General features: G+C 53.6%; 17 protein-coding genes and 2 pseudogenes. 15 read left to right on the forward strand and 4 right to left on the reverse strand.

Going from position 1 to position 24,299, the window contains the following annotated elements; all coding sequences use genetic code 11:
• Positions 1 to 157: 157 nt before the first annotated feature.
• The 6 genes from ptsP (AC5JPW_RS16965) (at position 158) to AC5JPW_RS16990 (ending at position 8,374) form a co-directional block, all read left to right on the forward strand.
• Positions 158 to 2,668: a phosphoenolpyruvate--protein phosphotransferase gene (ptsP, locus tag AC5JPW_RS16965; protein ID WP_494242184.1), complete on the forward strand. Its 2,511-nt coding sequence runs from the start codon at positions 158 to 160 to the stop codon at positions 2,666 to 2,668.
• 24 nt (positions 2,669 to 2,692) lie between these two features.
• Positions 2,693 to 3,745: a PTS fructose transporter subunit IIC gene (locus AC5JPW_RS16970; RefSeq protein WP_494242186.1), complete on the forward strand. Its 1,053-nt coding sequence runs from the start codon at positions 2,693 to 2,695 to the stop codon at positions 3,743 to 3,745.
• A 25-nt stretch (positions 3,746 to 3,770) separates the two neighbouring features.
• Positions 3,771 to 4,622, forward strand: a complete 852-nt coding sequence (locus tag AC5JPW_RS16975) for an AraC family transcriptional regulator (protein ID WP_494242188.1) — start codon at positions 3,771 to 3,773, stop codon at positions 4,620 to 4,622.
• On the forward strand, positions 4,619 to 5,005 hold the full coding sequence (locus AC5JPW_RS16980; protein WP_494242190.1) for a PTS fructose transporter subunit IIB: 387 nt from the start codon (positions 4,619 to 4,621) through the stop codon (positions 5,003 to 5,005). The genes AC5JPW_RS16975 and AC5JPW_RS16980 overlap by 4 nt, the downstream gene beginning before the upstream one ends.
• A gap of 302 nt (positions 5,006 to 5,307) precedes the next feature.
• On the forward strand, positions 5,308 to 6,366 hold the full coding sequence (gene yncE, locus AC5JPW_RS16985; RefSeq protein WP_494242191.1) for a 7-bladed beta-propeller protein YncE: 1,059 nt from the start codon (positions 5,308 to 5,310) through the stop codon (positions 6,364 to 6,366).
• Positions 6,367 to 6,376: 10 nt separating this feature from the next.
• The gene (locus AC5JPW_RS16990; protein WP_494242192.1) at positions 6,377 to 8,374 is read left to right on the forward strand and encodes a TonB-dependent receptor domain-containing protein; all 1,998 of its coding nucleotides are present in this window, start codon (positions 6,377 to 6,379) and stop codon (positions 8,372 to 8,374) included.
• 53 nt (positions 8,375 to 8,427) lie between these two features.
• Here the strand turns inward: AC5JPW_RS16990 and AC5JPW_RS16995 are convergent.
• The 3 genes and pseudogenes from AC5JPW_RS16995 to AC5JPW_RS17005 all read right to left on the reverse strand — a co-directional run bounded on the left by AC5JPW_RS16995 (position 8,428) and on the right by AC5JPW_RS17005 (position 11,897).
• Positions 8,428 to 9,169: pseudogene (locus AC5JPW_RS16995) on the reverse strand (phosphatase).
• A 49-nt stretch (positions 9,170 to 9,218) separates the two neighbouring features.
• Positions 9,219 to 11,233: pseudogene (gene tkt / locus AC5JPW_RS17000) on the reverse strand (transketolase).
• 10 nt (positions 11,234 to 11,243) lie between these two features.
• Positions 11,244 to 11,897 carry an HAD-IA family hydrolase gene (locus AC5JPW_RS17005; RefSeq protein ID WP_494242194.1) on the reverse strand — a complete coding sequence of 218 codons (654 nt, stop codon included), beginning with the start codon at positions 11,895 to 11,897 and terminating at the stop codon, positions 11,244 to 11,246.
• Between the two features lie 287 nt (positions 11,898 to 12,184).
• Here AC5JPW_RS17005 and ptsP (AC5JPW_RS17010) point away from each other — a divergent pair, with 287 nt between their 5' ends.
• The 5 genes from ptsP (AC5JPW_RS17010) to tal all read left to right on the forward strand — a co-directional run bounded on the left by ptsP (AC5JPW_RS17010) (position 12,185) and on the right by tal (position 18,662).
• Positions 12,185 to 14,695, forward strand: a complete 2,511-nt coding sequence (ptsP, locus tag AC5JPW_RS17010) for a phosphoenolpyruvate--protein phosphotransferase (RefSeq protein ID WP_494242196.1) — start codon at positions 12,185 to 12,187, stop codon at positions 14,693 to 14,695.
• Positions 14,696 to 14,792: 97 nt separating this feature from the next.
• Positions 14,793 to 15,113: a PTS fructose transporter subunit IIB gene (locus AC5JPW_RS17015; protein ID WP_494242198.1), complete on the forward strand. Its 321-nt coding sequence runs from the start codon at positions 14,793 to 14,795 to the stop codon at positions 15,111 to 15,113.
• A gap of 155 nt (positions 15,114 to 15,268) precedes the next feature.
• Positions 15,269 to 16,372, forward strand: coding sequence for a PTS fructose transporter subunit IIC (locus AC5JPW_RS17020; protein ID WP_494242200.1), 1,104 nt, complete (start codon positions 15,269 to 15,271; stop codon positions 16,370 to 16,372).
• A gap of 9 nt (positions 16,373 to 16,381) precedes the next feature.
• Positions 16,382 to 17,635, forward strand: a complete 1,254-nt coding sequence (locus AC5JPW_RS17025; protein WP_494242202.1) for a class II D-tagatose-bisphosphate aldolase non-catalytic subunit — start codon at positions 16,382 to 16,384, stop codon at positions 17,633 to 17,635.
• Positions 17,636 to 17,711: 76 nt separating this feature from the next.
• Positions 17,712 to 18,662 (forward strand): transaldolase, encoded by a 951-nt coding sequence (gene tal, locus AC5JPW_RS17030; RefSeq protein WP_494242204.1) that lies wholly within the window; start codon positions 17,712 to 17,714, stop codon positions 18,660 to 18,662.
• A gap of 38 nt (positions 18,663 to 18,700) precedes the next feature.
• Here tal and AC5JPW_RS17035 read toward each other — a convergent pair whose 3' ends face one another.
• The gene (locus AC5JPW_RS17035) at positions 18,701 to 19,327 is read right to left on the reverse strand and encodes a GntR family transcriptional regulator (protein ID WP_494242388.1); all 627 of its coding nucleotides are present in this window, start codon (positions 19,325 to 19,327) and stop codon (positions 18,701 to 18,703) included.
• 286 nt (positions 19,328 to 19,613) lie between these two features.
• Between AC5JPW_RS17035 and AC5JPW_RS17040 the strand changes: the two genes are divergently transcribed.
• The 4 genes from AC5JPW_RS17040 to AC5JPW_RS17055 all read left to right on the forward strand — a co-directional run bounded on the left by AC5JPW_RS17040 (position 19,614) and on the right by AC5JPW_RS17055 (position 24,276).
• A complete protein-coding gene (locus AC5JPW_RS17040) occupies positions 19,614 to 20,978 on the forward strand; it encodes an MmgE/PrpD family protein (RefSeq protein ID WP_494242205.1) in 1,365 nt (454 codons plus the stop codon).
• A 24-nt stretch (positions 20,979 to 21,002) separates the two neighbouring features.
• Positions 21,003 to 22,325 (forward strand): MmgE/PrpD family protein, encoded by a 1,323-nt coding sequence (locus tag AC5JPW_RS17045; RefSeq protein WP_494242207.1) that lies wholly within the window; start codon positions 21,003 to 21,005, stop codon positions 22,323 to 22,325.
• 11 nt (positions 22,326 to 22,336) lie between these two features.
• The gene (locus AC5JPW_RS17050) at positions 22,337 to 23,098 is read left to right on the forward strand and encodes a sulfite exporter TauE/SafE family protein (protein WP_494242209.1); all 762 of its coding nucleotides are present in this window, start codon (positions 22,337 to 22,339) and stop codon (positions 23,096 to 23,098) included.
• A 128-nt stretch (positions 23,099 to 23,226) separates the two neighbouring features.
• Positions 23,227 to 24,276 (forward strand): amino acid ABC transporter substrate-binding protein, encoded by a 1,050-nt coding sequence (locus AC5JPW_RS17055; RefSeq protein WP_494242211.1) that lies wholly within the window; start codon positions 23,227 to 23,229, stop codon positions 24,274 to 24,276.
• The last annotated feature ends 23 nt before the right edge of the window (positions 24,277 to 24,299 follow it).

Here is a 24,299-nt window from a genome sequence, read left to right on the forward strand (position 1 = left end):
ACAAAAGTCACAAAACTGTAAACAGGTCACTATTTTTAAGTAAAGGTGACATTTTTACTATGTTAACTCCCGAGAGAACAGTGAAGGATAGTAGGCCGATCGTCCGGGCATCATCCGGTTTAGCAACGTCAATCTGAGGCTGTCGGGAGTCGTCGTTATGTCAGTGGCATTCACCTGGAAATGCGTGTTGAAAGAAGGCGTTCACGCCCGGCCAGCAGGGTACATTGAGCGTTTGTGCAATCTGTTTTCCGCCGATGTGCAGTGGCGAAACACCCGCACGCATCTCACCGCCAACGCCAAAAGCGCGCTGGCGATCATTGCCACCGATACGCTGCTGGGAGATATCTGTGAAATCGTCCTGCAAGGGGACGACGAGCACACGGCATCGGTGCAACTCACGGATCTGCTGAACCAGCTTGATGCCTGGAAAGAGGGGCAGGAAGAGTGCTCTGCGCTGGCGGAGGGGTATCTCCCCCGTTCACTGCTGGAAACCCAGGCTGAGTTTATTGCCGGAACCCGTGTCAGCGGCGGCGTGGCGATTGCCCGACCGGTTATCTTCCACAACCTGACGCTGGTGGAACTCCTCGCGCGCAATCCCGGCGGTGCTTTTAGCGTCGAAGGTGAAAAAGCGCGCATCAGCAAAGCATTGCTAAGACTCCGTCGCGAAAAAGAAACTCTGCTCAACACCACCCGCAGCCTTGAACATGACATTCTTCAGGCTCACATTTCGCTGATTGCCGATCCGCAGTTTCTTGCCACGCTGAATGGCTATATCAGTGACCATCAGAACGCCTGGTCTGCGGTCGTGCAGGCATCAATGGCGAGTTGCGAAACGTTAAGCGGCTCGGCAAGCCGCTATATCAATGAACGCACGCTGGATGTGTTTGATATCGCCCTGCAGTTGTTAACCCAACTGTACGGTGCCGATGCGGTGTCGCAGCGCCCGTTAATCCTCAACCGCCCGTCGGTGGTATTTGCCAACAGCCTGACCCCCAGCCAGTTTCTGGCGCTGAATAAAAACTGGCTGGCGGGCATTGTGCTCTCCCGCGCGGGTAAAACGTCCCACACGGCTATTCTTGCGCGCGCTCTTGGCATTCCTACGCTGGTCGATATTGATTTTTCTGGGCTGTCGCTGCGCCCGGAGCAGGAGATCGTGGTCGATGGTGATCTGGGGGGAATGATTGCCGCACCAAATGAAAAGGTACTGCACTATTACCGCAATGAAAGAGAGGTGCGCCACGACATGCAGCAGCGCCTGCTGGCGAGCGTACAGGCGCCGGCCATGACCGCAGAAGGGCATCGGGTGGAGATTGCCGCCAACATTGCCAGCCTTGAAGAGGCGACGGCGGCCTTTGAAAATGGCGCGGAAAGTATTGGTCTGTTTCGTACCGAAATGTCGTTTATGGAAAGGCCTGAGCCGCCTGATTATCACGAACTGGTGACGCTTTATTCCCGGGTAATGGCGGCGGCTGACGGTAAGACTGTTATCTTTCGTACCTTTGATATCGGCGGCGACAAGCCCGTTGACTACCTGCAACAGAAAAAAGAGGAAAACCCGTTTCTGGGGTTCAGGGCGGTGCGAACCTATCCACAGTTGCATGCACTCTTTATGCAGCAACTGAAAGCGATTCTGGCGGCATCGGTACTCGGTGATGCGAAAGTGATGATCCCAATGGTGGCGCATGTCGAAGAGATCATCTGGTGTCGTGAGCAGCTTGCACAGGCAAAAGCGGAACTGCGCGAACAGGGTGTGGCGTTTAACGATGACATTGCGCTCGGTGTAATGCTGGAAGTCCCATCGGTGCTGTTTTCGGTACCGGAAATGGCCGAGTTTGCCGATTTCTTCAGCGTAGGCAGCAACGACCTGACGCAATACCTGTTTGCTGCTGATCGGGGAAACACGCAGACCCGCGATATTTACGACAATCATGCCCCGGCCTTTTTACGTGCTCTGCAGTTCGCCGTCGACGAGGTGCACCGGGCGGGAAAATGGATCGGACTTTGCGGTGAAATTGCCGCCAGCAGTGCGTTTTTACCGGTGCTGACCGGGATGGGTTTTGATGAGCTGAGTATGAACAGCCCGTCAATTCCCGCCATCAAACAGGCGCTACGCGAGCTTAGCCTGCCGAAATGTCAGGCGTTAGTGCACGAGGTCTTGCAGGCAAAACGTTCGGAATCGGTGAAGCAGATGTTGCTCTCACCGGATGTGACTGCGCTGGACAAAAAGCCGTTACTTGCCCCCGAACTGATGCTGTGGACGCTGGAGGCGATGGATAAAAACGACGTACTCAAAAAGATGGTGGATAACCTCTGGTTACACCGTCGTACCGATAACCGCCACAAATTATGCGATGACGTCTGGCGTCGCGAAGAACCCTTTCCCACCGTTGCCGGCAATGGCTTTGCCATTCCGCATGCGAGATCGGGCCATGCCAGCGACTCCTCCATCAGCGTGGCAAAGCTCACGAAACCGGTTTTCTGGGGAGGGCAGGAGGTCGATACCATTTTCCTGCTCACCATCAGTGAAACGGCATCTGATACTGAACACATGAAGTACTTTTCGACCCTCGCACGGATGCTCATGAATGATGAATTTATAACAAAGACAAAAAATTCAACCGATTCGCAGGCGCTGTACCGCCTGTTGAACAGAACCCTGGCGTTCTGAGTACCCTACAAAGATGAGGCGGACATGCTGAAGCTGTTAAAAAATACTAAAAGGCACTTTATGACCGGCGTGTCATACATGATCCCCTTTGTGGTGGCCGGCGGCGTTCTGCTTGCCCTTGCCGTGATGTTCAACGGTAAAGCAGCGATGCCTGAAAGCGGCTTTCTTAAAGCGATGGCCGAAGTGGGTATGGCCGGGCTGACCCTGTTTATTCCCATTCTGGCCGGGTTTATCGCCTACTCGATGGTCGATAAGCCGGGCATCGGGCCTGGCGCGATTGGTGGGCTGATGGCAAGCCAGATGGGGGCCGGTTTTTTAGGCGGCATGCTGGCAGGGATTATTGCCGGGCTGGTGGTCTATGTGCTGTTAAGCATCATTGAGCGCCTGAAAATCCCCCATTTTTTGCGCATGATCCTGCCCATTTTTATCATCCCGTTGCTCGGGACCTTTATTACTGGCATGACGGTGTATTACGTCATCGGCGATCCGATTGCCTGGCTGATGAAAGCGCTCAGCCATTGGCTGTCGGACATGCAAAGCGCCTCGTCGCTGATCATCGGCTGTGTGCTCGGCGGCATGATTGCCGTCGATATGGGCGGCCCGATGAACAAAACCGCCTTTTTCTTTGCCGTCGCGCTGATCTCCACCAATCCCCAGTTGATGGCTGCTGTGGCAGCGGCCGTGTGCACGCCGCCGCTTGGGCTGGCGCTGGCGACCTTTGTGTTCAAAGGCATTTTTAACGATGTGGAGCGAGAGGCGGGGAAGCCTGCGGTGATAATGGGACTGATGGGGATTACCGAAGGGGCGATTCCGTTTGCGGCGACCGACCCGGTGCGGGTTATCCCGGCGATTGTGACTGGCAGCGCCGTGGCCTCCGTGCTTTCACTCTGGCTGGGCGCGACCGGTGCGGCCCCCTGGGGCGGGCTTATCGTGCTGCCGATTATCGGTAACCCGGTGGGATACGTTTTTGCCATTGTTTGCGGCACGGTGACGACGGCGGTGGCGGTTAAAGTGCTGAAATCGACCCTAAGCCCGCGGCAAAACGCGAAGAAAGGCAGTCTGAATGCGGCTAACTGAGTGTATGAAAGGAGAGGGATAATCAGTGTTTATACAATCGATCCTCAGTGAATTTAGCAGCCTGTGTGCCGGGGGAGAATCCATTCTGGTGGCAAACGGGAACGCACAACCGCCTGCGATGGCGTATCACCTGCATGTCCCACGCATTGAGCTGGCGGTGAAAGGGGTGATGAGCATGCTTATCCCCAAAGGCACCGATCGGGTGGTGAAGTATGAACGCCCGGTGGGCTCCATTACTTATATACCCGCTAATGGCTGGAACTCTCCCCAGTGGGACAGCCCGGTCATCTGCATGTCGATCGTTTTCTGGAAACAGGACGTGGGTTTTAGCATCAGTAACTGGGATGGGCAGCAGTTTAAAGAGGTGGAGAAGTTTAACCTGCAAAACTCCAGCAGCACGGTGCGCGATCGTCTGCTGGAACTGGCCGAATCGCTGGCCTGGAGCCAGAACGCGACCGGCGAAACCTTTGCCCATATTGTCTATGCCCTGTTGAACGACATTCTCTACCAGGTAACCGAAGGGCTGGATAACTACCGAGGTCCGGTGTCGCTGATTGATGAGATTAAAAAGCATATCGACACCCACTATCATGCCGATATCAGCCGTGAGAGTGTGGCTGATGCATTTAATATTTCGCCGGGATACCTGTCGCGGCTGTTCTCCAGAGAGGCCGATGCCCGGTTTAACGAATACCTCAAGCAGGTACGCATTTCCCGTTCGAAAACGCTACTGACCAATACAAATCTAAAAATAAATGAAGTCGCAGATAAATGCGGATTTACCGATGCAAACTATTTCTGCAAGGTTTTTAGAGACATCAATGACTGTACCCCGCTTGAGTACCGGCGTAAAAACAAGGGAGCGAGTATGTTATGACCCGTCCAGATAAAGATGATGCGTTGCTTACCGGGAGCGACCATAAACTCAATATCGTTGCGGTGACCGCCTGTGCGACCGGCGTGGCGCACACCTACATGGCAGCAGAACAACTGGAGAAGCTGGCGAAAGAGCACCGGTTTGCCATCAAAATAGAGACCCAGGGGGTATTCGGTATTAAAAATCATATTACCGAAAAGGACATTATTGCTTCAGATCTGGTGGTCATTGCTTCCGATATTAAAATTGATAACCAGGAACGCTTCGAGGGTAGCCGTATTCTGAACGTGAGGATTAATGCGTTGCTGCTCAGCCCGGATGAAGTTATTACCTCCATCCGCAAAATTCTTCATTTTCCACGCGGGAAGGTGATTGATTTATAAGAAGTCAGTGTTAATAGCCGGTCTGATTTTCTCCCTCTCCCAGTGGGAGAGGGATCCCCCCAAAAAAATGCGAGCACAAACGGTTCCCTCTCCTATTTGGGGGGAGGCTACATGGGCGCACTGCACGTAAGGTGAACGGAACAATTCCCCCGGCGTTACATATTCTCTTCAGAACAACGCCTTATCCGACCCATTCTATGAATGCTCTGCAACCCACCCACGCAAATATTACAACCTAATTGCAAATGATATTAATATTGATTACCATTTGCGACACGTAAACAACTGTAAAGAAAAATGACATGTCTTCACAAAAGATTAAAAAAGCAGCGCTCCATGCCCTCGCCATCTCATTTGCACTTCACTCTTGCTCACTGTTCGCGAAGGAGTTCACGGATAAAGATTTTCCACTACAGCCCTTAGGCCATGGGGTGTACGAACTGGCTTATGACAACGGCCAAAAGTCGCTGTATGCCGCGTCATCGCCATCCTTTGAGGGCGATAAGACTGATGGCCTGGTGTTCCGCCTGGCGGCAGATAGCCTGCAGATTAATGACAAAATAAAGACCGAACGCCGTACATTTGCAGTTGCTCTTGATGAAGAAAATCACATTCTCTGGCTGGGTAACGCTATGGAAGGGTCGGTGACGCTGCTGGATACCCGCACTAACAAGGTCATTAAGACGCTGCAATTAAGCAACGATATTGACCCGAAGAAAAAGGTCCACGTGCGCGAAGTTGTACTGGATAAAAAGCATCAGCGCCTCTACGTGTCCGGCATGGCGGGCAAGGGCAAAGGCCTGCTGTGGGTGATCGATACGCAGAAACAAGAACTGGCACACACTCTTGAGAAGCTTGAACCCGTCGGCTTTGCTGTGGATACCGAGGGGGACAAAGTTTATGCCGTCAGTGGCCTGGGTGAACTGATCACTCTTGATGGCAAAACATCGCAACTGCTCACCCGTGTGAAGGTGGATCCGAAAGAACCTAACCACTATTTCCTGAATATTGCTCTGAATACCGAAGCCGGACTGGGGTATATCGCAGATACCAACACCCGTGACGTGCTGGTGGTGAAACTGGATTCCGGCAAACTCATTCACCGCATCCCGACGCCGAACTCCATTGCCGTGGTCTACAACGCTAAGCGCAATGAAATCTATGTGACCCACCGCAACGATAGGCAGATCAGCGTGATTGATGCCACGAGCTATGCGGTTAAGCACACCATTAAAACCAGCGCAATGCCCAACAGCCTGGTGCTCTCACCGGATGCCACCACGCTTTATGCCAGCGTGAAGCAGGATGAGAAAACCAACCAGGATGACTACGTTCTCAAAATTGATTTAACCCAACTCTAAGGACGCTTTTGTGATTACCCAAACACGCATGGCCGTGGCGATTGCGCTCGCCCTCAGTAACCTTCCGGCCGCTGTTTTTGCCGCTGATGACGATACAAAAAAAGAAGATGAGATGGTGGTAACCGCCACCGGTTTTAGCCAGGAACGACGCGAAGCGCCGGCAACCATTTCGGTGGTCGACGAGAAGGGACTAAACACCCGTTCTAACCAGAACGTGACTGAGGCGCTGCATGAAATGCCGGGAGTATTGACGGGGAGTGGTAACGGCAGTCTGGCATCCGGTGACGTGCAGATGCGTGGTATGGGAACAAGTTATACCGCCTATATGGTGAACGGTATCAAGCAGGGCACACGCGAATCCCGCCCTTACGGACACCACATCGGTGCAGAAGCGAACTTTATGCCGCCAATTGCGGCCATTGAGCGCATTGAGGTGATTCGTGGCCCGATGTCCTCACTGTACGGTTCTGACTCTATTGGCGGTGTGGTCAACGTCATCACCAAAAAAGCTTTTAATCTCGATAAATGGACCGGCGTGCTGGAAGACAATTACTTCCTCCAGGAGAAAAGCGAGTACGGAAACACCAACCAGACTAATGCGTTTATTATGGGACCGATCATCCCCGGTAAACTCGGCGTCAGCGTCGGGGCGGATTACCTTGACCGCCGCGACGACGACAGTGTAAATGATGAGCGTTTTGTTAAGCATCAGGCCGGGAACTTCGACGCTACCGTGTCGATGTCGCCCATTGATACGCAGCTCTGGGAGCTGAATGCTTCACGCGGGCATCAGGAGAAAAGCCACAACGATAAGCAATGGTACTGGGGCTTTGATCGCGACGCGGCTTCGCTTTCCCAGCACGCCTGGTATGGCGATGATCTGGTGGAGGTGAAGAACTTCGTCAGCTATGAAAAAGCGCGTACCGAGTATCGTGTACCGGGCATGTCGTCGCAGTTTATTGAACAGCGTAACTTCGAAGCCAACAGTGCTAACACCTTTACGTTGGGCGATCACAAGTTGACGCTGGGGGCAAACTTTACCCGCAATGAGCTGAACGACACCTTCGGCATTGCCGATAAAGTCGCACCGGGCGTGACACCGGTCAGTAAAATCGACCGCGACGGCTGGGCGCTGTTTGCTGAAGATGCCTGGATGATCGTGCCGGACTTTACGCTCACCACCTCGGCGCGCCTGGATCACGACAGTTACTTTGGTTACCACGTCACCCCGAAACTCTACGGTAACTGGACGATTGACGAGAACTGGGCGCTGAAAGGCGGTGTCTCTGCGGGTTATAAAAAACCGGATCTGCGTGAGAATAACTCCGGCTTCACCAGCGTGTACGGGGCCTATCCTTATTCTGAGATTGGTATTGGTAACGATGACCTGAAACCGGAGGAGAGCGTCAACACCGAAGTCGGCGTTTACTGGCAGCAGGATGCGCTGGCCGTGGATGCGACTATCTTCTACACCAAGTTCAAAAACAAAATCAGCGATTACACCATTTGTACTACCACGGACACGCATCAGTGCCAGTACAACGGTTATCTCGCTGATAGCGTTTCACAGTATTTCAACGTCAGCGATGCCGAAATTTACGGCCTGGAACTGAACAGTGACTGGCAGGTGACCGATGCGCTGAAAGCCAATGCGAACTACACCTACACCCACAGCGAACAGAAAAGCGGAACTTATAAAGGCTATGCGCTTAACGAGTATCCAACCAGCATGGCGAACGTCTCGCTGACCTGGAATGCCGCAAGCGATCTGGAGTTGTGGACCAAAGCCAGCTGGCGCAGCAACACGCCGGATCTGGGCAAATCCACTTCCACCGAAGCTTATGCCCTGGTTGACTTAGGTGCGCGTTACCATCTGAACAAAAACATCACCCTGATGGGCGGCGTTTATAACCTGTTCGATGCCAACCCTCGTCACGTGACGTCCTATAACCAGGCCGCCATTCTCGAAGGCCGTCGTTACAACTTTGGTGCCCGCTACGAGTTTTAATCCTTCTACCGGAGCCTGCGGGCTCCGGTTTTTCAGGCTGATGCTGCCACCCCTCACACCAGTGCTGCATAAATCTCCTCGATTCTCTCTGCGCCGTGATACTCCAGAAACTCAAGCACCCGCTGCGGTGAAACATTGAGAATGTGGCTTTGCGGAAACCCGGTCGCGTCGATGATTTTCTGGCAGGCAGTAAAGTCGCCCAGCGAAAACGCGCTATGGGAATCCGTGCCCAGTGAAATTATCCCTCCGGCTTCTGCTACCGCCGAGACGATCTTCAGACAGTTAGGTTCGCTGCCTTTACGTGAATTCACAAAGGAGGCGTTGTTGATTTCCAGCGCCACGTGGCTGGCTTTTGCTGCCTCGACCACCGCCGGAATGTCGATTGGGTATTCCGGGTTGCCGGGGTGACTGATGATATGAACCATGCCGCTGGTGATGACCGCGATCAGCGCATCGGTGTTGGTCGCCACTATCGGCCGGGGCGAATACCTGCTTGTGAAATCCGGCGATGATGAGGTCCAGCGCGGCATGCATCTTCACCGTGCAGTCCGTTTCCCCGTTGGCTTTGATATTGGCCTCCACGCCGCGCAGGATCCCCACACCGTCCACCACCCGTGGCAGAATGCGCATATTGTTGAAATGGAACTCATGGGGGGCGTCCACCATCTCCGGGCCATGATCGGTAATGGCGATGAGTTGCAGATTTTTGCGTACCGCCTGAGCGATGTAATCGTGAATTGTACTGTAAGCATGGGTACTGGCGACGGTGTGCATATGCAGGTCGACGGGGTACATGGCGAACTCCTTTGTTAAAAACAGCCCCCGTGGTCTGGGGGCCATAAAATTATGAAATAACCGCTCTCGCCTTACGCAATACCGCCTCCAGGGTAATACCAAAATGTGTCGTAAAGCTGCTCCGCCGGGGCCGACTCCCCAAACGTCTGCATCCCCACAATCGCGCCATCCAGTCCCACATATTTGAACCAGTAGTCAGCAATACCGGCTTCCACTGCCACGCGGGCGGTGACCGCTTTCGGGCAGTACTGCTTCACGGTAGGCCGCATCCTGCTGGTCAAACGCATCCGTGGATGGCATCGAGACCACCCGCGCATTGATTCCCTCTGCGGTCAGATGCTGCCAGGCTTCGACTGCCAGCTCCACTTCAGAACCAGTGGCAATCAGAATCACTTGCGGCAGCCCTTTGCTCTCTTTAAGCACATAAGCGCCGCGCGAAATGTCCTGAATCTGCTGCCAGGTGCGAGCCTGCTGGGTGAGGTTCTGGCGAGAAAGAATCAGCGCAGTGGGGCCATCAGCACGCTCAACACCGTGCTTCCAGGCCACCGCCGTTTCCACTTGATCACAGGGACGCCAGGTACTGAGATTGGGGGTAAGACGTAGAGAAGCCACCTGTTCGACGGGCTGATGGGTAGGGCCATCTTCGCCCAGGCCAATCGAGTCATGGGTGTAAACCAGCACCTGACGTTGCTTCATCAGTGCCGCCATGCGCACCGCGTTACGGGCGTACTCAACAAACATCAGGAAAGTCGAGGTGTAGGGGACAAAGCCACCGTGCAGCGAAATACCGTTGGCGATAGCCGTCATGCCAAATTCACGCACACCGTAATGAATGTAGTTACCTGAGATATCCTCATTAATGGCTCTGTGAACCGGACCACAGCGTCAGGTTGGACGGGGCGAGATCCGCTGATCCACCGAGAAACTCCGGCAGCAGGGGGCCAAACGCCTCAATGGCATTTTGCGAGGCTTTACGGCTGGCAATTTTGGCGGGTTTAGCCTGTAGCTTTTCAATAAATGCCTGAGCCTGACAATCAAAATCTGCCGGGCAATTCACCCAGTATGCGGCGGGTAAATTCTGCGGCAAGCTGCAGGGAAAGCGTCGCGGTAGGCGGCAAAGCGGGCGTTCCATGCTGACTCTTTGGCTTCACCCATCTCTCTGGCATCCCACTGGGCGTAAATCTCAGAGGGGATTTCAAACGGGGCATAGGGCCAGTTAAGTGCTTTGCGCGTTGCGGTAATTTCAGCGTCACCGAGTGGTGCACCGTGGACGTCATGGGTGCCGGCTTTATTGGGTGAGCCAAATCCAATGACGGTTTTACAAAGCAGCAGGGAAGGTTTATCCGTCACTGCACGGGCGGCCTCAACAGCGCGTTGAATGGCTTCGGCGTCATGGCCATCAACACCGCGTATCACATGCCAGCCGTAGGCTTCAAAACGCGCGGCGGTATCGTCGGTAAACCACCCTTCGACATGACCATCAATGGAGATGCCATTGTCATCATAAAACGCAGTCAGTTTGCCGAGTTTGAGCGTGCCTGCCAATGAACAGACTTCGTGAGAAATCCCCTCCATCATGCAGCCATCACCCATAAACACATAAGTCTGGTGATCGACAATCTCATGTCCCGGGCGGTTGAACTGGGCGGCGAGCGTCTTTTCAGCGATAGCCATCCCGACCGCATTGGCAATACCCTGACCCAGAGGACCGGTCGTGGTCTCCACGCCCGCGGTGTAGCCCACTTCCGGGTGACCCGGCGTGCGGGAGTGCAACTGGCGGAAGTGTTTAAGCTCGTCAAGCGGCAGGTCATAACCGGTGAGATGCAGCAGGCTGTAAATCAGCATCGAGCCATGTCCATTGGACAGCACAAAACGATCGCGGTCGGCCCATGCGGGGTTATGGGGGTTGTGTTTAAGGTAATCACGCCACAGGACTTCAGCGATATCGGCCATGCCCATTGGCGCGCCCGGGTGACCGGAATTGGCTTGCTGCACGCCATCAATGCTTAAAAATCGTATCGCGTTAGCGAGGTTTTTTCTGGAAGAGGAATGCTGGGACGACATAGCGGCTCCGTTAGAATTGAATGAAAAATTCGGCCCCGCCTGTACGGCGGACGGCGAGATCCTGGTAATGGGTTAGGGTGTGGTAAGGCGTGATATCGTGGCGTTCGGACTGGGGGGTGAGCACTTCGACGACCACACATCCGGCTTCACGTGCAGCGGTCAGCCCTGCGTGGGAATCTTCAAATGCCAGGCAATGTTCCGCAGGTAACCCAAGGCGTTGCGCACCGAGCAAAAAGGGTTCGGGATGGGGTTTGCCGACAAGAATGTCTTCGCTGGTCACCAGTACCGAGGGCGTGGGGAATCCCGCTTCGCGGATGCGCGCCGAGGCCACTTTGAACGAACCTGAGGTCACAATGCCCCAGGGCACACCCTGAGCAGTCAACTGCTGGAGAAAGTGGTTAGCCCCTGTCACTGCGGTGATCCCGGCAACATTGTTGGCCTCATAATCCTCAAGCAACCGGAATTCGGCTTCCCGTTCTGCTTCGTTTGCCGCGTGTAAGAAATGGCGCAACGTGTTCATCGCCGTTTTGCCATGCAGATAATGGCGCACCTCATCAACATTGAGTCCTTTTTTCTGCGACCAGGCAGCCCAGGACTGTTCAACAAAATCCAGCGAATTAACGAGGGTGCCGTCTAAATCAAATAAAGCGCCACGAAAATGCATAGGTTCTACCCGCGTAATAAATAAAGATGACAGAGTTGTAGCGCAACACCGGGTAAGTGAATAAACAGGAAGAAAGACGCTTTAATAGCAATAACGTAACCCATAGCGTTTTTATGAACTATTTGTGATTTTATTCACAAAATACACTGGAGGGTTGTTTTTTCCAGAAAAGGTGACTTTTTTTCTATTTAAATAGATGCGCTCCCGGTCAAGGATATATGGCATGAACAGCAGGTTTCTAACCCGCTAATAATATTCGTGGTCATGCAAAGTTTTCAGGAGTCGTTATGTCTGAAGTCATAACTTATAAATGTGAGCTAAAGGATGGTATTCATGCCAGGCCAGCAGGGTATATTGAACGTCTCTGTAATACCTTTGCGGCTGAAATAAACTGGAAGAATAATCGAACCGGGCTTGAGGGTAATGCCAAAAGTGCATTGTCGCTGGTTGCAACGGATACATTATTCAATGACGCGTGTGAGATTGTCATTAATGGCAAAGATGCGCAGGATGCCGTAACACAATTGCGTGCATTGCTAAAACAACTTCCGTCTTATGAAGTCGTACAGGAAGAGGAATCCACTGCACAAGCGGGCTATCTGCCGCGTTCGTTACGGGAAACCCAGCTGAATTTCATCCAGGGAACCCGCATCAGTGGCGGTGTGGCGATTGCCCGTCCGCTGGTTGTTCAGAGCCTGACATTCGAAGAGATGCTGGCGCGCAATCCAGGTGCTAAAGGTAGCCCTGACGCGGAAATGGCACTGCTGTTGTCAGGTCTGGAAGCCCTGAAATGTGAAAAGCACGGCGCACTGGAAAGCAAAACGGGCGTTGAGCACGATATTATTCAGGCACATTTATCGATTATTACCGATGCTTCGTTTCAGTCCAGTATCACCGATTATATCCAGAAAAATAAAAACGCATGGGATGCGGTGATCATTGCCGCGATGGCGTTTTGCGATATTCTTAATCGCTCATCCAGTAAGTATATTAAAGAGCGGGTGTTGGATGTGCTGGATATTACCACGCAACTGTTGGTGGCTATTTATGGTGAGGGCGCCTTACCCAAAAACAGTCTGGAATTAAAGGCGCCATCCATTATCTTTGCCGGTAACCTGACGCCGAGTAAATTTCTGAGTATCGATAAACAATTACTGGCGGGCATGGTACTTACGGCCACCGGAAAAACATCTCATACCGCGATTCTGGCGCGTTCTTTAGGTATTCCGACCTTAACCGATATTGATTTTTCCGCACTCGCACTGAGTTCACAACAGGATATTATCATCGACGGCAACCCGGGTATTTTGATAACCGGGCCGGATGAAAAAGTGCTGCGCTATTACCGCAATGAGATGGCAGTGCAGCACAATATGCAGCAGCAGATGCTGGAGAATGTAAACCAGCCAGCCACCACCGTTGATGGCCACAACGTTGAGATTGTCGCCAACATAGCCAGCCTTGCGGAAGCGGAGTCAGCGTTTAAACAGGGCGCTGAAGGGGTGGGGCTATTTCGCACCGAAATGTCCTTTATGGATCGGGAAACGCCCCCGGATTATGCGGAACTGGCTGAACTCTATTCCCGCGTGGCGGCGCTTGCTGAAGGTAAACCGGTTATCTTCCGCACCTTTGATATTGGAGGCGACAAACCAGTCGATTACCTGAGCCTGGGCGAAGAAGAAAATCCGTTCCTCGGTTTTCGCGCCGTGCGCACTTACCCGCAATATCGGGATCTGTTCACGCTGCAACTTAAAGCGATTCTTACCGCGTCGGCAGTGGGTAACGCGAAAATCATGATCCCGATGATATCTCATGTCGATGAGGTCATCTGGTGCCGCGAAGTGCTGAGAGACGTGATGCAGGAGATGCGGGAGCAGGGGCTGCCCTTCATGGAGAATATTGAACTGGGTGTGATGCTGGAAGTCCCCTCCGTCATCTTTGCGATACCCGAAATTGCTGAGCATGCCGATTTCTTTAGCGTAGGCAGCAATGACCTGACGCAGTATTTCTTTGCTGCCGATCGCGGCAACAGCAATGTCAGCAACGTCTACGACAACTATGCGCCGGCCTTTTTACGCGCCATGCAGTTTGCCGCTGACGAAGTCCACCGCGCCGGAAAATGGATTGGCATTTGTGGCGAACTCGGCGCAAGCCCGGATTTTCTGCCGCTCTTTACCGGCATGGGCTTTGATGAACTGAGCATGAGCGCGACCTCAATTCCGGGCGTAAAGCATGCGCTGCGTGAATTGAATTACGCTAAATGCCAACAACTGGCGCAATCCATTGTGAAGGTCAAACGTTCAGACGAGGTTAAAGCCATCCTGCAGTCGCCGGATGTGAATGCCATCAGCCATAAATCGATTCTTGGCGAAGCGTTTGTCTTCTGCGGGCTGGAAGCGCAGGACAAAAACGAAGTTATCAAGTTAATGACCGACAACCTGTGGTTACACCACCGTACCCGCAATCGCGACAAGTTATGTGATGATGTCTGGGCGCGGGAGGATTCCTTCTCTACGGCGGTGGGGTATGGCTTTGCCATCCCGCACACCAAATCTGAGCATATTGATGACTCCACCATCAGCGTTGCGACGCTGGCGAAACCAATTCTCTGGGGTGATGAAGAGGTTTCGACGGTCTTTATGCTGACGGTCAGTAAATCGGCTGAATCAAATGCCCATATGAAATATTTTTCCACGCTGGCCAGAAAATTAATGAAAGAGGAATTCCGTAATGAAATAAAAAATGCAGTACACACCGAAGCACTCTACAACCTGATGGTCAGAACGCTCGATATCTGAATATCTGTACCATCAACTGGTAATAAACTCTGAGACATCAAAAGTACGGTGTCGAGGACAGTGAACGAAATAAACCAATAAAAGCCAGGAGTTACACATGAAAATTGTCGGCGTAGCAGCATGTATTACAGGCGTTGCACATACCTATATGGCGCAGGAAGCTATCGAGCAGGAATGTAAAAAACGTGGCTATTACGTGAAAGTCGAAACCCAGGGTGGAATGGGAATCGAAAACGAATTAAGCGAAAATGAAATTGCCGAAGCGGATGTGGTGATTATGGCCGTCGCTATCGGAATTGAAGGTGTTGAGCGTTTCGAAGAAAAAGAAGACGAAGGGCGAATTATTTCGCTTAACCCTTCTGAGGTGGTTCGTGACCCGGCAGCCATTATTGACAGAGCAGAAAAACTGGTGCGCTAGTGCCCTTTATTTTCTGTTGCTAATAATGGTGCGTTATTTAATTTAAATATGACCTGAGAACACTGCTATTTATTGTGCAAGACGCTGCAGCGGTTTTTTACACCTGAAAGGTGGGGCGTCGCACACATAAATATCAGGTTCAGGGAGAAGAAAAAATGTCGGATATGATGAAAACCGTGAAGGATGATTTAGTCAAAGCATTCAGCACTGGTGTCTCTTATATGATGCCAGTGGTGGTGGTTGGTGGTATTTGCCTGGCGTTATCGCTGGTGGGCGGAGAGCCAACGGCAGGCAAAGGCATTGTGGTGACCAACGGGTTTATGCTCAACCTCGGCGCGATTGGCAGTGCCGGGCTGGGGATGATGATCCCGGTACTGGCAGCCTATATTGCCTACTCGATTGCCGGTAAGCCGGGCCTGACGCCGGGCGTGATCACCGGCTTTATGGCGGCAACGCCACTGGGTGAATCCCATGTGGTAACCGGATTCCTCGGTGCTATGTTGCTCGGCATTATGAGCGGTTATGTGGCGAAATGGATCAAAGGCTGGAAGGTACCCAAAGCCCTGATGCCCGTGATGCCAATCATGATCATTCCTATTGTCTCCAGTTTTATTGTCGGAATGGTCTACCTGTATATATTAATTGGACCGATTGGACTGGCCATGAAATGGTTGGTGAGCATGCTGTCAAATATGCAGGGCAGCAGCGGTGTAATATTGGGTCTGATTGTGGGAGCGATGGCCGCATTTGATATGGGTGGCCCGGTCAATAAAACCGCTACCGCCTTTACCCTCGCATTAATGGCCGAAGGTATTTATGGTCCAAACGGAGCATACCGTATTGCCTGTGCTATTCCGCCATTAGGCCTTGCACTTTCTACTTTTATTTCTCCACGTAAATGGGCGGAAGATGAAAAAAGAATGGGTACCTCCGCCGCTTTTATGGGGTTAATTGGTATTACTGAAGGGGCTATTCCCTTTGCGGTTAAAAACCTCAAGACCGTACTGCCATCCATTATTATCGGTAGCGCCGTAGGTGCTGGTCTGGCAATGATTCACGGTGTGGAATCCATGGTCCCTCATGGCGGATTAATTGCTATTGCTGGCGTCAATAAAGCCCCTATGTGGTACGTCATTGATATGGCAATTGGCGTCATTGTTACCGCTATTTGTCTGCATGTATTACGTCCGAATATTAGCGAGCCGGTAAAGAAAGAGGCTGCTAAAAAAACTGTTACTTCTGATATGAATAAAGCGTAAGGAGTTGTCATGAAAAACACAATGAAACAGTATGTCGATTATATCGTGAATGGCGGTAAATCCACCATGCTGGGAATTGGCCCAATGTCCCCGGCGCTAATTCAGGCCTGTTTTGAATTAGGCAAAGAAAAAGATCTGCCCCTGATGTTTATTGCCAGCCGTAACCAGGTGGATGCCGATGAATTTGGGGCGGGCTATGTGAACAACTGGGACCAGTTCCGCTTTGCGGCCGACCTGAAAGCGATGGCGGAAAAAGTGGGCTTCGAGGGTGACTACTTCCTCTGCCGCGACCACGGCGGCCCATGGCAGCGCGATAAAGAACGTAAAGATCATATCCCGGAAGCGGAAGCCATGAAACTGGCGCGTCGCTCTTATGAAGTGGATATGGACGCCGGTTTTGACCTGTTGCACATCGACCCGACGAAAGATCCGTATGTTGTTGGGAAAGTGATTGATATCGAGCTGGTGCTGAGCCGCACCGTGGAACTGATTCGCTTCTGCGAAACGTACCGCAAAACCCACAACCTGAAAGAGTTCTTCTACGAAGTGGGAACCGAAGAGACCAACGGTGGACTGACCGATATCGCCGCGTACGAAGGGTTCATCGTTGAGCTGAACAAGCGCCTGGCCGCTGAATCTCTGCCACAACCGCTGTTCATTGTCGGCCAGACCGGGACCCTGACGCGCCTGACCAAAAACGTCGGTCATTTTAACGACGTGCAGTCCGCTGAACTATCTGAGATCAGTACCCGCCATGGCGTTGGCCTGAAAGAGCATAACGGCGACTACCTGCCGGATGAAATTCTGCTCAAGCACCCAGGCCTGGGTATCACTGCGATGAACGTGGCACCGGCGTACGGCACCATTGAAACCCGCGCCTACCTGAAGCTGGCGGAAGTGGAGAAAGATCTGCTGGCGAAAGGTTTTATCAAATCCGCATCAGATTTGAAAACGGTCCTGACCCGCGAATGTGTGCTCAGCCATAAATGGGAAAAATGGATGACCGACGAGCACAAAAATAAAACCGAAGAGCAGATCTTTAGCGAGCCTGCGCTGCTCAAAGAGATCCTCGAACTTAGCGGTCACTACAACTATGAGAAACCGGCAGTAGTGAAAGAGATGCAGATGATGTTTGCCAATCTGAAAGCCTTCGGTGTTGAACCTGAGCGTTATGTCGTTAACAAAATCAAAGACATGATTCAGAACGAAGCGGAGTGCTTCAACATGCCTGGCCTGACTTCACGTGTGGCCGCAGCACGTTAATTGCGCTTTTCATTGCTGGCTTTGCACCGACATCCGGCGTAAGCCAGCAATGCCTTTCTTTTGACAGGTAATAACTATGAATCAGCTAGATGCATTAAAGCAGCGCACGGTGATTGTCGCTGACAGCGGCGATATCGACAGCATCATCGCCTATCAGCCGGAAGATGCCACCACCAACCCTTCACTTATCTACAAAGCGGCACAATTGCCGCAGTACCAAAAGCTCATCACCGACGCGGTAGCAACGGTAAAATCCCGTCACCCGCAGGCAGAAGGCCTGGTGGCAGCCATTGCTGATTACCTCGCGGTGAGCATTGGGGTGTTGATCCTGAAAAGTGTGCCCGGTCGCATCTCCACCGAAGTGGATGCCCGGCTCTCTTACGACACGCAGGCCAGCATTGAGAAGGCGCGTGAGATTATTGGTCTGTACGCTGAAAAGGGGATCAGTAAATCCCGTGTGCTGATCAAACTGGCGTCAACATGGCAGGGGATCAGAGCCGCCGAGGTGCTGGAAAAAGAGGGTATTAGCTGCAACCTGACGCTGCTCTTTTCTTTTGCTCAGGCCCGCGCCTGTTCTGACGCTAACGTGTTTCTGATTTCGCCGTTTGTTGGGCGTATTTATGACTGGTACAAGAAGAATCAGCCGGATACCACCTTTACCCCTGCCAACGATCCTGGTGTGCAGTCGGTACAGAACATCTGGCAGTTCTACAAAATGCACGGTTATAAAACGGTGGTGATGGGAGCGAGTTTCCGTTCCACGGAGCAGGTACTGGCATTAAATGGCTGTGACCGCCTGACGGTGTCACCGCAGCTTTTAGCTCAGTTGCAGCAGAGTGAGGCCCCCGTACCACAAGGGCTGCATTACGCAGGTGAGATCCTGCCAAAACCTGCAGCGATGAGCGAAGCGGAGTTTTACTGGGCGCACAGTCAGGATGCGATGGCGGTTGAAAAACTGGCTGAAGGCATCCGTCAGTTTGCGGTCGACCAGAACAGCCTCGAAGCGCTGCTTGGTGAGTATCTTTAACCCTTCGACAGGCGGGTTAGCATGACACCCGCCGCTATTTAGCTTTCCAGTTGGCTGATGATCGCCAGCCTTGCCCGGTAGCCATTACGAATATGCTCGCAGGCGGCATCCTGGGCAGCCACGCTATCACGGCGGGAGAGGGCGTCGACAATCGCCTGATGTTCGCGCTTCGCCTCTTCGGTACGATCCGGTAATGCGTAGGTCGTGCCGCGCAACAATGAGAGGTGAATACGCAGGTTATCCAACATCTCATTGAGATAAGGGTTATGCGTTGAACGATAGATCTGTCGATGGAAGAGGCGGTTATGATCGTGAAGCGCTTTGCTGTCTGTCAGCGCACGTTCGGTGTTCACCATATCCTGCAACAACCCGATCTCTTCATCAGATGCAGAGGCTACGGCTAATTGCATCGCCAGACGCTCAAGCCCTTCACGTACTGCAAAGAGCTGACGCAGACGCTCGTAACTCAGTTTCGCCACCACCAGACCGCGTCCCGGTCCTGGCTCTGCCAGTCCTAGCGTTTCCAGTCGATGTAATGCTTCACGAATCGGTGTACGGCTGATACCAAACTTCTCCGCCAGGCGAATTTCCTGTAAGCGCTCACCCGGCAGCAGTTCACCTTGTTCAATTGCGGTAATCAATACGTCAAAAGGTGACAATGTCACTCCTGAATCAATAGTTTTTAAGTTCATGATTTATTATAGAAGTCCCCGGTGTCGGCGCGTACAAATTACACTCCGAAACGCCCGCATCAGTAACACTGAAGACGCGGTCATATTGCCACATTGACTACGGATTTATTGCTAATTTTGTTCTTAGCTTATCCATTTTTTGTCTTTTGACCTGGTTATCAGGCCTGTTATGTTTGGCTTGTATTTTATTGTATACAATTGAATGCAAGTTTGCACAAACATGTCTGATAAGTTTTTTTGCCAGCACCAGGGAAAACCGATGACCACAACAGGCACAACCTCTACCGCCCACCTTCGAGGCGAGCAGTTAAGCCATTTCATTCATCACGCACATGAGTGGGTGATGCCTGCCGACGTATTGCACGAGGCAAAACGCGCGCTAATTGACCACCTCGGTGTCGCGATTGGCGCGGTGAATGACGAGGCGGTCAACGCCGTTCGTCAGGTTGCCCGCACGTGGAACGCTTCCGGCGAAGCACGCATTATTCTTGGCGAAACCACCACCCCCGGCCTGGCGGCGATGATCAACGCAACGATGGCACACGCGGCAGATTACGACGACACACACCCGGCTGGATCCGGCCATCCCGGAGGGCCATGCTGGGCGACGGCGCTGGCGATGGCGCAGGCTAATCCGGTGAGCGAAGTGCGCGTATTGCATGCGTTTATCGCCGGATTCGAAGTGATGGCGAAACTCGGCGGCGGCTGGGTGCCTGGCGTCGGACGCAACTTACAGCGCCGCGGCTTCCACCCGACCTCCATCGTAGGCCGTGCAGGAGCTGCCGCGGTTGCCGCCTCCATACTGGGGTTGTCGCAAGAGCAAATCAGCAATGCCCTCGGTGGCGCTGCAACCATGATGGGCGGACTGCAAAAATCCTCCGGCACGCACGGCAAGCCCTTCCATGCGGGTAAAGCTGCCATGGACGGTATTCTGGCGGCACAACTGGCGGCAGAAGGCTTTGTTGGCGCGCACCACTTCTACGAAGCCGATGGTTGGGTGAAAAACTTCATTCAGGACGGCAGCGCAGAAATCCCGCCTTTAGATTTTGGCGAAACATGGGAACTGCTGACCAACGGCTACAAGCTTTACGCCAGCTGCCGTGGCACCCATGCCTCCATTGAAACGGCCCGCAAGATTTACCCGCAACTGAAAGGGCGCGCCATTACGCGTATTGCGGCAAAAGTACACCCGATGGGGATGGTCAACGCCGGTATCCTCAACCCGACCACGCCGCTGGAGAGCAAATTCAGCATCCCGCACTGCATTGCGCTGGCGCTTTCCGGCTATGGCCTGACCGATACCGACTTTACGCAGCAAACCGTGGACGACGCGGCTGCGCGGGAATTGCTTGCTCTTCTTGAGATAGAGGCAGTCGACGGACAATCTGCCAGTTCGGCATTTATTGACGTCTGGCTGGATGACGGGGAGGTGCTGCACGCACACACCGACGTTTACCGTGGGCACCCGCAAAACCCGCTTACTGATGCCGAACTTCGCGCCAAATTTGACTCGCTCACACTGCCGGTACTCGGTGTGATGCGTAGCGAGGCGCTCTACCAGGCGGCTACGAACTTTGAACGCCCTGGCGCACTGGCACAAATTACCGCCTTACTGGCAGGGTAACACTGAATTTAAGGATTGTTGTTCATGACCGTAGCCCGACAATTTGCGGCAAACTTGCTGACCTTTTCGCGCCAGCACTTTTCAGATGCAGCGTACGAACAGGCCCGTACGGCGATTATTGATACCCTGGGTGTGACCCTCGCGGGAGGCGTACAGGATGGCTCAGAGAAGCTGCGTCGCGTGGTGGTACCTTCGGCGGCAACCGGTAAAAGCCGGGTGTTCGGCACCGACCTGAAACTGAACGCGCTGGATGCCGCGCTGTTAAACGGTACCGCTTCACATCTGCTTGATTTTGATGATTCAAACTCCTGGCTGCACGGGCATATTTCCGTAGCTGTCTTACCTGCGCTGCTGGCGCTGGCGGATGAGCAGGACCTGAACGGTGAGGCCATTTTGCGTGCCTATCTGACCGGATATGAAACTGCCGTGCGCATGGGTAAAGCGGTGAGTCCGTTCCAGTACCGCCACGGCTGGCACCCGACTACCACCGTTGGCATCTTTGCCGGTGTGGCGGCCTGTGCGGTGGTGCTGGAGCTGGATGAAACGCAGACCGCGACGGCACTCTCCATTTGCGCCTCGCTCTCATCCGGCATCAAATCCAATTTTGGCAGCGAAACGAAAGCCCTGGTTGTGGGCCAGGCAGCACGCAGCGTGGTGATGGCGGTGCGGCTGGCGCAAGAGGGCTTCACGGCGGGCAAAACGGCATTTGAACATCATCATGGCTACTTCAATGTGTTCAACGGCAGTGAGCACGCCGACGCTACGCCATTGACCGAAGCCTGGACCGGGACGCCGTTTATCCTGGATACCGAAAAGAGCAACAACTTCAAATACTTCTCCTGCTGCTACGCCATCCTGTCGCCACTGGACGGTGTGCTGGCACTGCGTGACGAGACCGGCTTAAGTGCTACTGATGTTGAACGCATTGAGGTGCAGGTCCATCCGATTCGCTTCCCGCACATCAATATTCCGCAGCCGGAAAACCCGCTGGCGGGCAAGTTCAGCCTGCACTACTGCGTTGCGCGAGCCTTTGTCACCGGCACCCTGGTGCTGGATGACTTCATTGAGCCACAACGTTTTGCCGACCCGCAAACTCAGTCGCTGATGAACCGTGTGACGCTGACCACCCACACTGAGGCGGTCACGCACACGGCGTTTGTCACCATCACGACGACCGACGGGCGTCAGTTCCACAAAACGGTTGAAGGGGCGCGCGGCTCCAGTCCGAAGTTCCCGCTGCCGGAAGGGTTGCTGAAAGAGAAGTTCCTCGATTGCGCGCGACGCGTACTGTCAGCGCAAGAGGCGCAGGCGCTGTATCAGCGTTTGCTCACTGATGACTACCGTTAAGCGGGGCGATGATGAGCTGGCAATTAATCCCCGCTGAAATCAGCCCGGTTTTCGCCGCCGTGATGGTGGGCTGCAGTTTTCTCACCTCTGCGCTGACCGCGGCGATGGGGCTGGGAGGCGGGACCGTGCTGCTGGCGGTGATGGGACTGGGTATGCCGATCAGCAGCCTGATGCCGGTACACGGCATGGTGCAACTGGGCTCTAACTTCAGCCGCACGCTGATTCAGCGGATGCATGTGGTCTGGCCGCTGGTGCTGTGGTTTTTACTCGGCAGCGCGGTGGGTATCGCCCTCGGTGCACCTGTGGCCGCCATCATCCCGGACAGCGTGGCGCGCATTGCGCTGGGGCTTTTTATCCTCTGGTCGGTCTTGCGCAAACGCGGTGAAGCCAAACCGCTTAACCGTGGGCTGTTTGTGCTTGGGGGCGGCATCAGCAGTATCGGCACGATGATTGTCGGTGCGACCGGACCGATGGTGGCGGGGCTTATCAGCTCTCAGGGACTGAAAAAGCAGCCGCTGATTGCCACCCATGCCACCTGCATGGTGTTGCAGCACGGGTTGAAAATTCTGGCCTTTGGTCTGATGGGGTTTGCCTGGGCAAGCTGGCTGCCGGTGCTGATGATGATGATCGCCAGCGGCGCGCTCGGCACCTGGCTGGGCACGCGTATGCTCGACAATCTGCCGGAAAAGCTGTTTCGCATCGCGTTTCGTTTGACGATGGTGCTGCTGAGTTTGCAACTGCTCTGGCAGGGCGTGCAGGGCTGGCTGCGTTAGACCATTTTTGCATGGTGCTGGCGAATTCGTTCTTTGCCAGAACCGTGGATTTACAAAGACCATAAGCGACCAGTACCGGGTGCCGGTCGCGGTTAAACACAACAACAGGCAGTAATAAGGGAACAGACATGCTGAAAAGAAACACATTTATTGCCTCAGCACTGCTGCTGGCATTGACCACTCTGGCAGGCCAGGCACTGGCCGAAGAGGCACCGGCTGCAAGCGGTGACACGCTGACCAAAATTAAAGCCCGTGGTGAACTGGTGTGCGGTGTGCACCCGGCGCGTCATGGTTTTTCTTCAATCGACAGTAAAGGCAACTGGGAAGGGCTGGATGTCGACTTCTGCCGCGCCGTGGCTGCCGCGGTGCTGGGTGATGCAAAAAAAGTGCGCTTCACGCCACTCTCAACTGCCCAGCGCTTCCCGGCTATCCAGTCCGGTGAGGTTGACCTGCTGTCGCGTAATATCACCGCATCCTTGACCCGTGATGTGTCGCTGGGGCTGAACTTCGCGCCGCCGAACTTCTACACTGGCACCGGCTTTATGGTGCGCGCAAACAGCGGCGTGAAGAAAGTGGAAGATCTGGATGGTGCAACGGTGTGTATCACGCCGGGCAGCAGCACCGAACAGAACGTGGCGCAAATCTTTGCTTCCCGCCATATGCACTACACCCCGGTGGTGATTGAGAACAACAAAGAGTACGTCGCGGCCTACCTGGCCGGGCGTTGTGATGTGATTGCCCGTGACAAAGTGGCCCTGCCGGGCGTGAAGAACTTCGACGCAGAAAAACCGGAAGATCACGTCATCCTGCCGGGTATCTACTCGAAAGAGCCGCTGGCGATGGCCGTACGTAAAGGCGACGACCAGTGGTTTAACATCGTCAAATGGGTGGTTTACGCCACGTTTAATGCCGAAGAGATGAACGTCAGCCAGGCGAATGTGGATGAGCAACTGAAATCCGCCGACCCGGATGTGCAAGGACTGTTAGGCACGACGGGCGACTTCGGTCAGAAACTGGGGCTGGATAAGAAGTGGGCCTACAACATCGTCAAACAGGTGGGCAACTACGGCGATATCTATAACCGCCACTTCGGGCCGCAGAGCAGCGAACCGCTGGAGCGTGACCTGAATAACCTGTGGACCGACGGTGGTCTGCTGTACGGCTTACCGATTCGTTAACGGATGCGTCCCCCTGCGGGGGG

This window comes from Phytobacter sp., assembly GCF_059074235.1.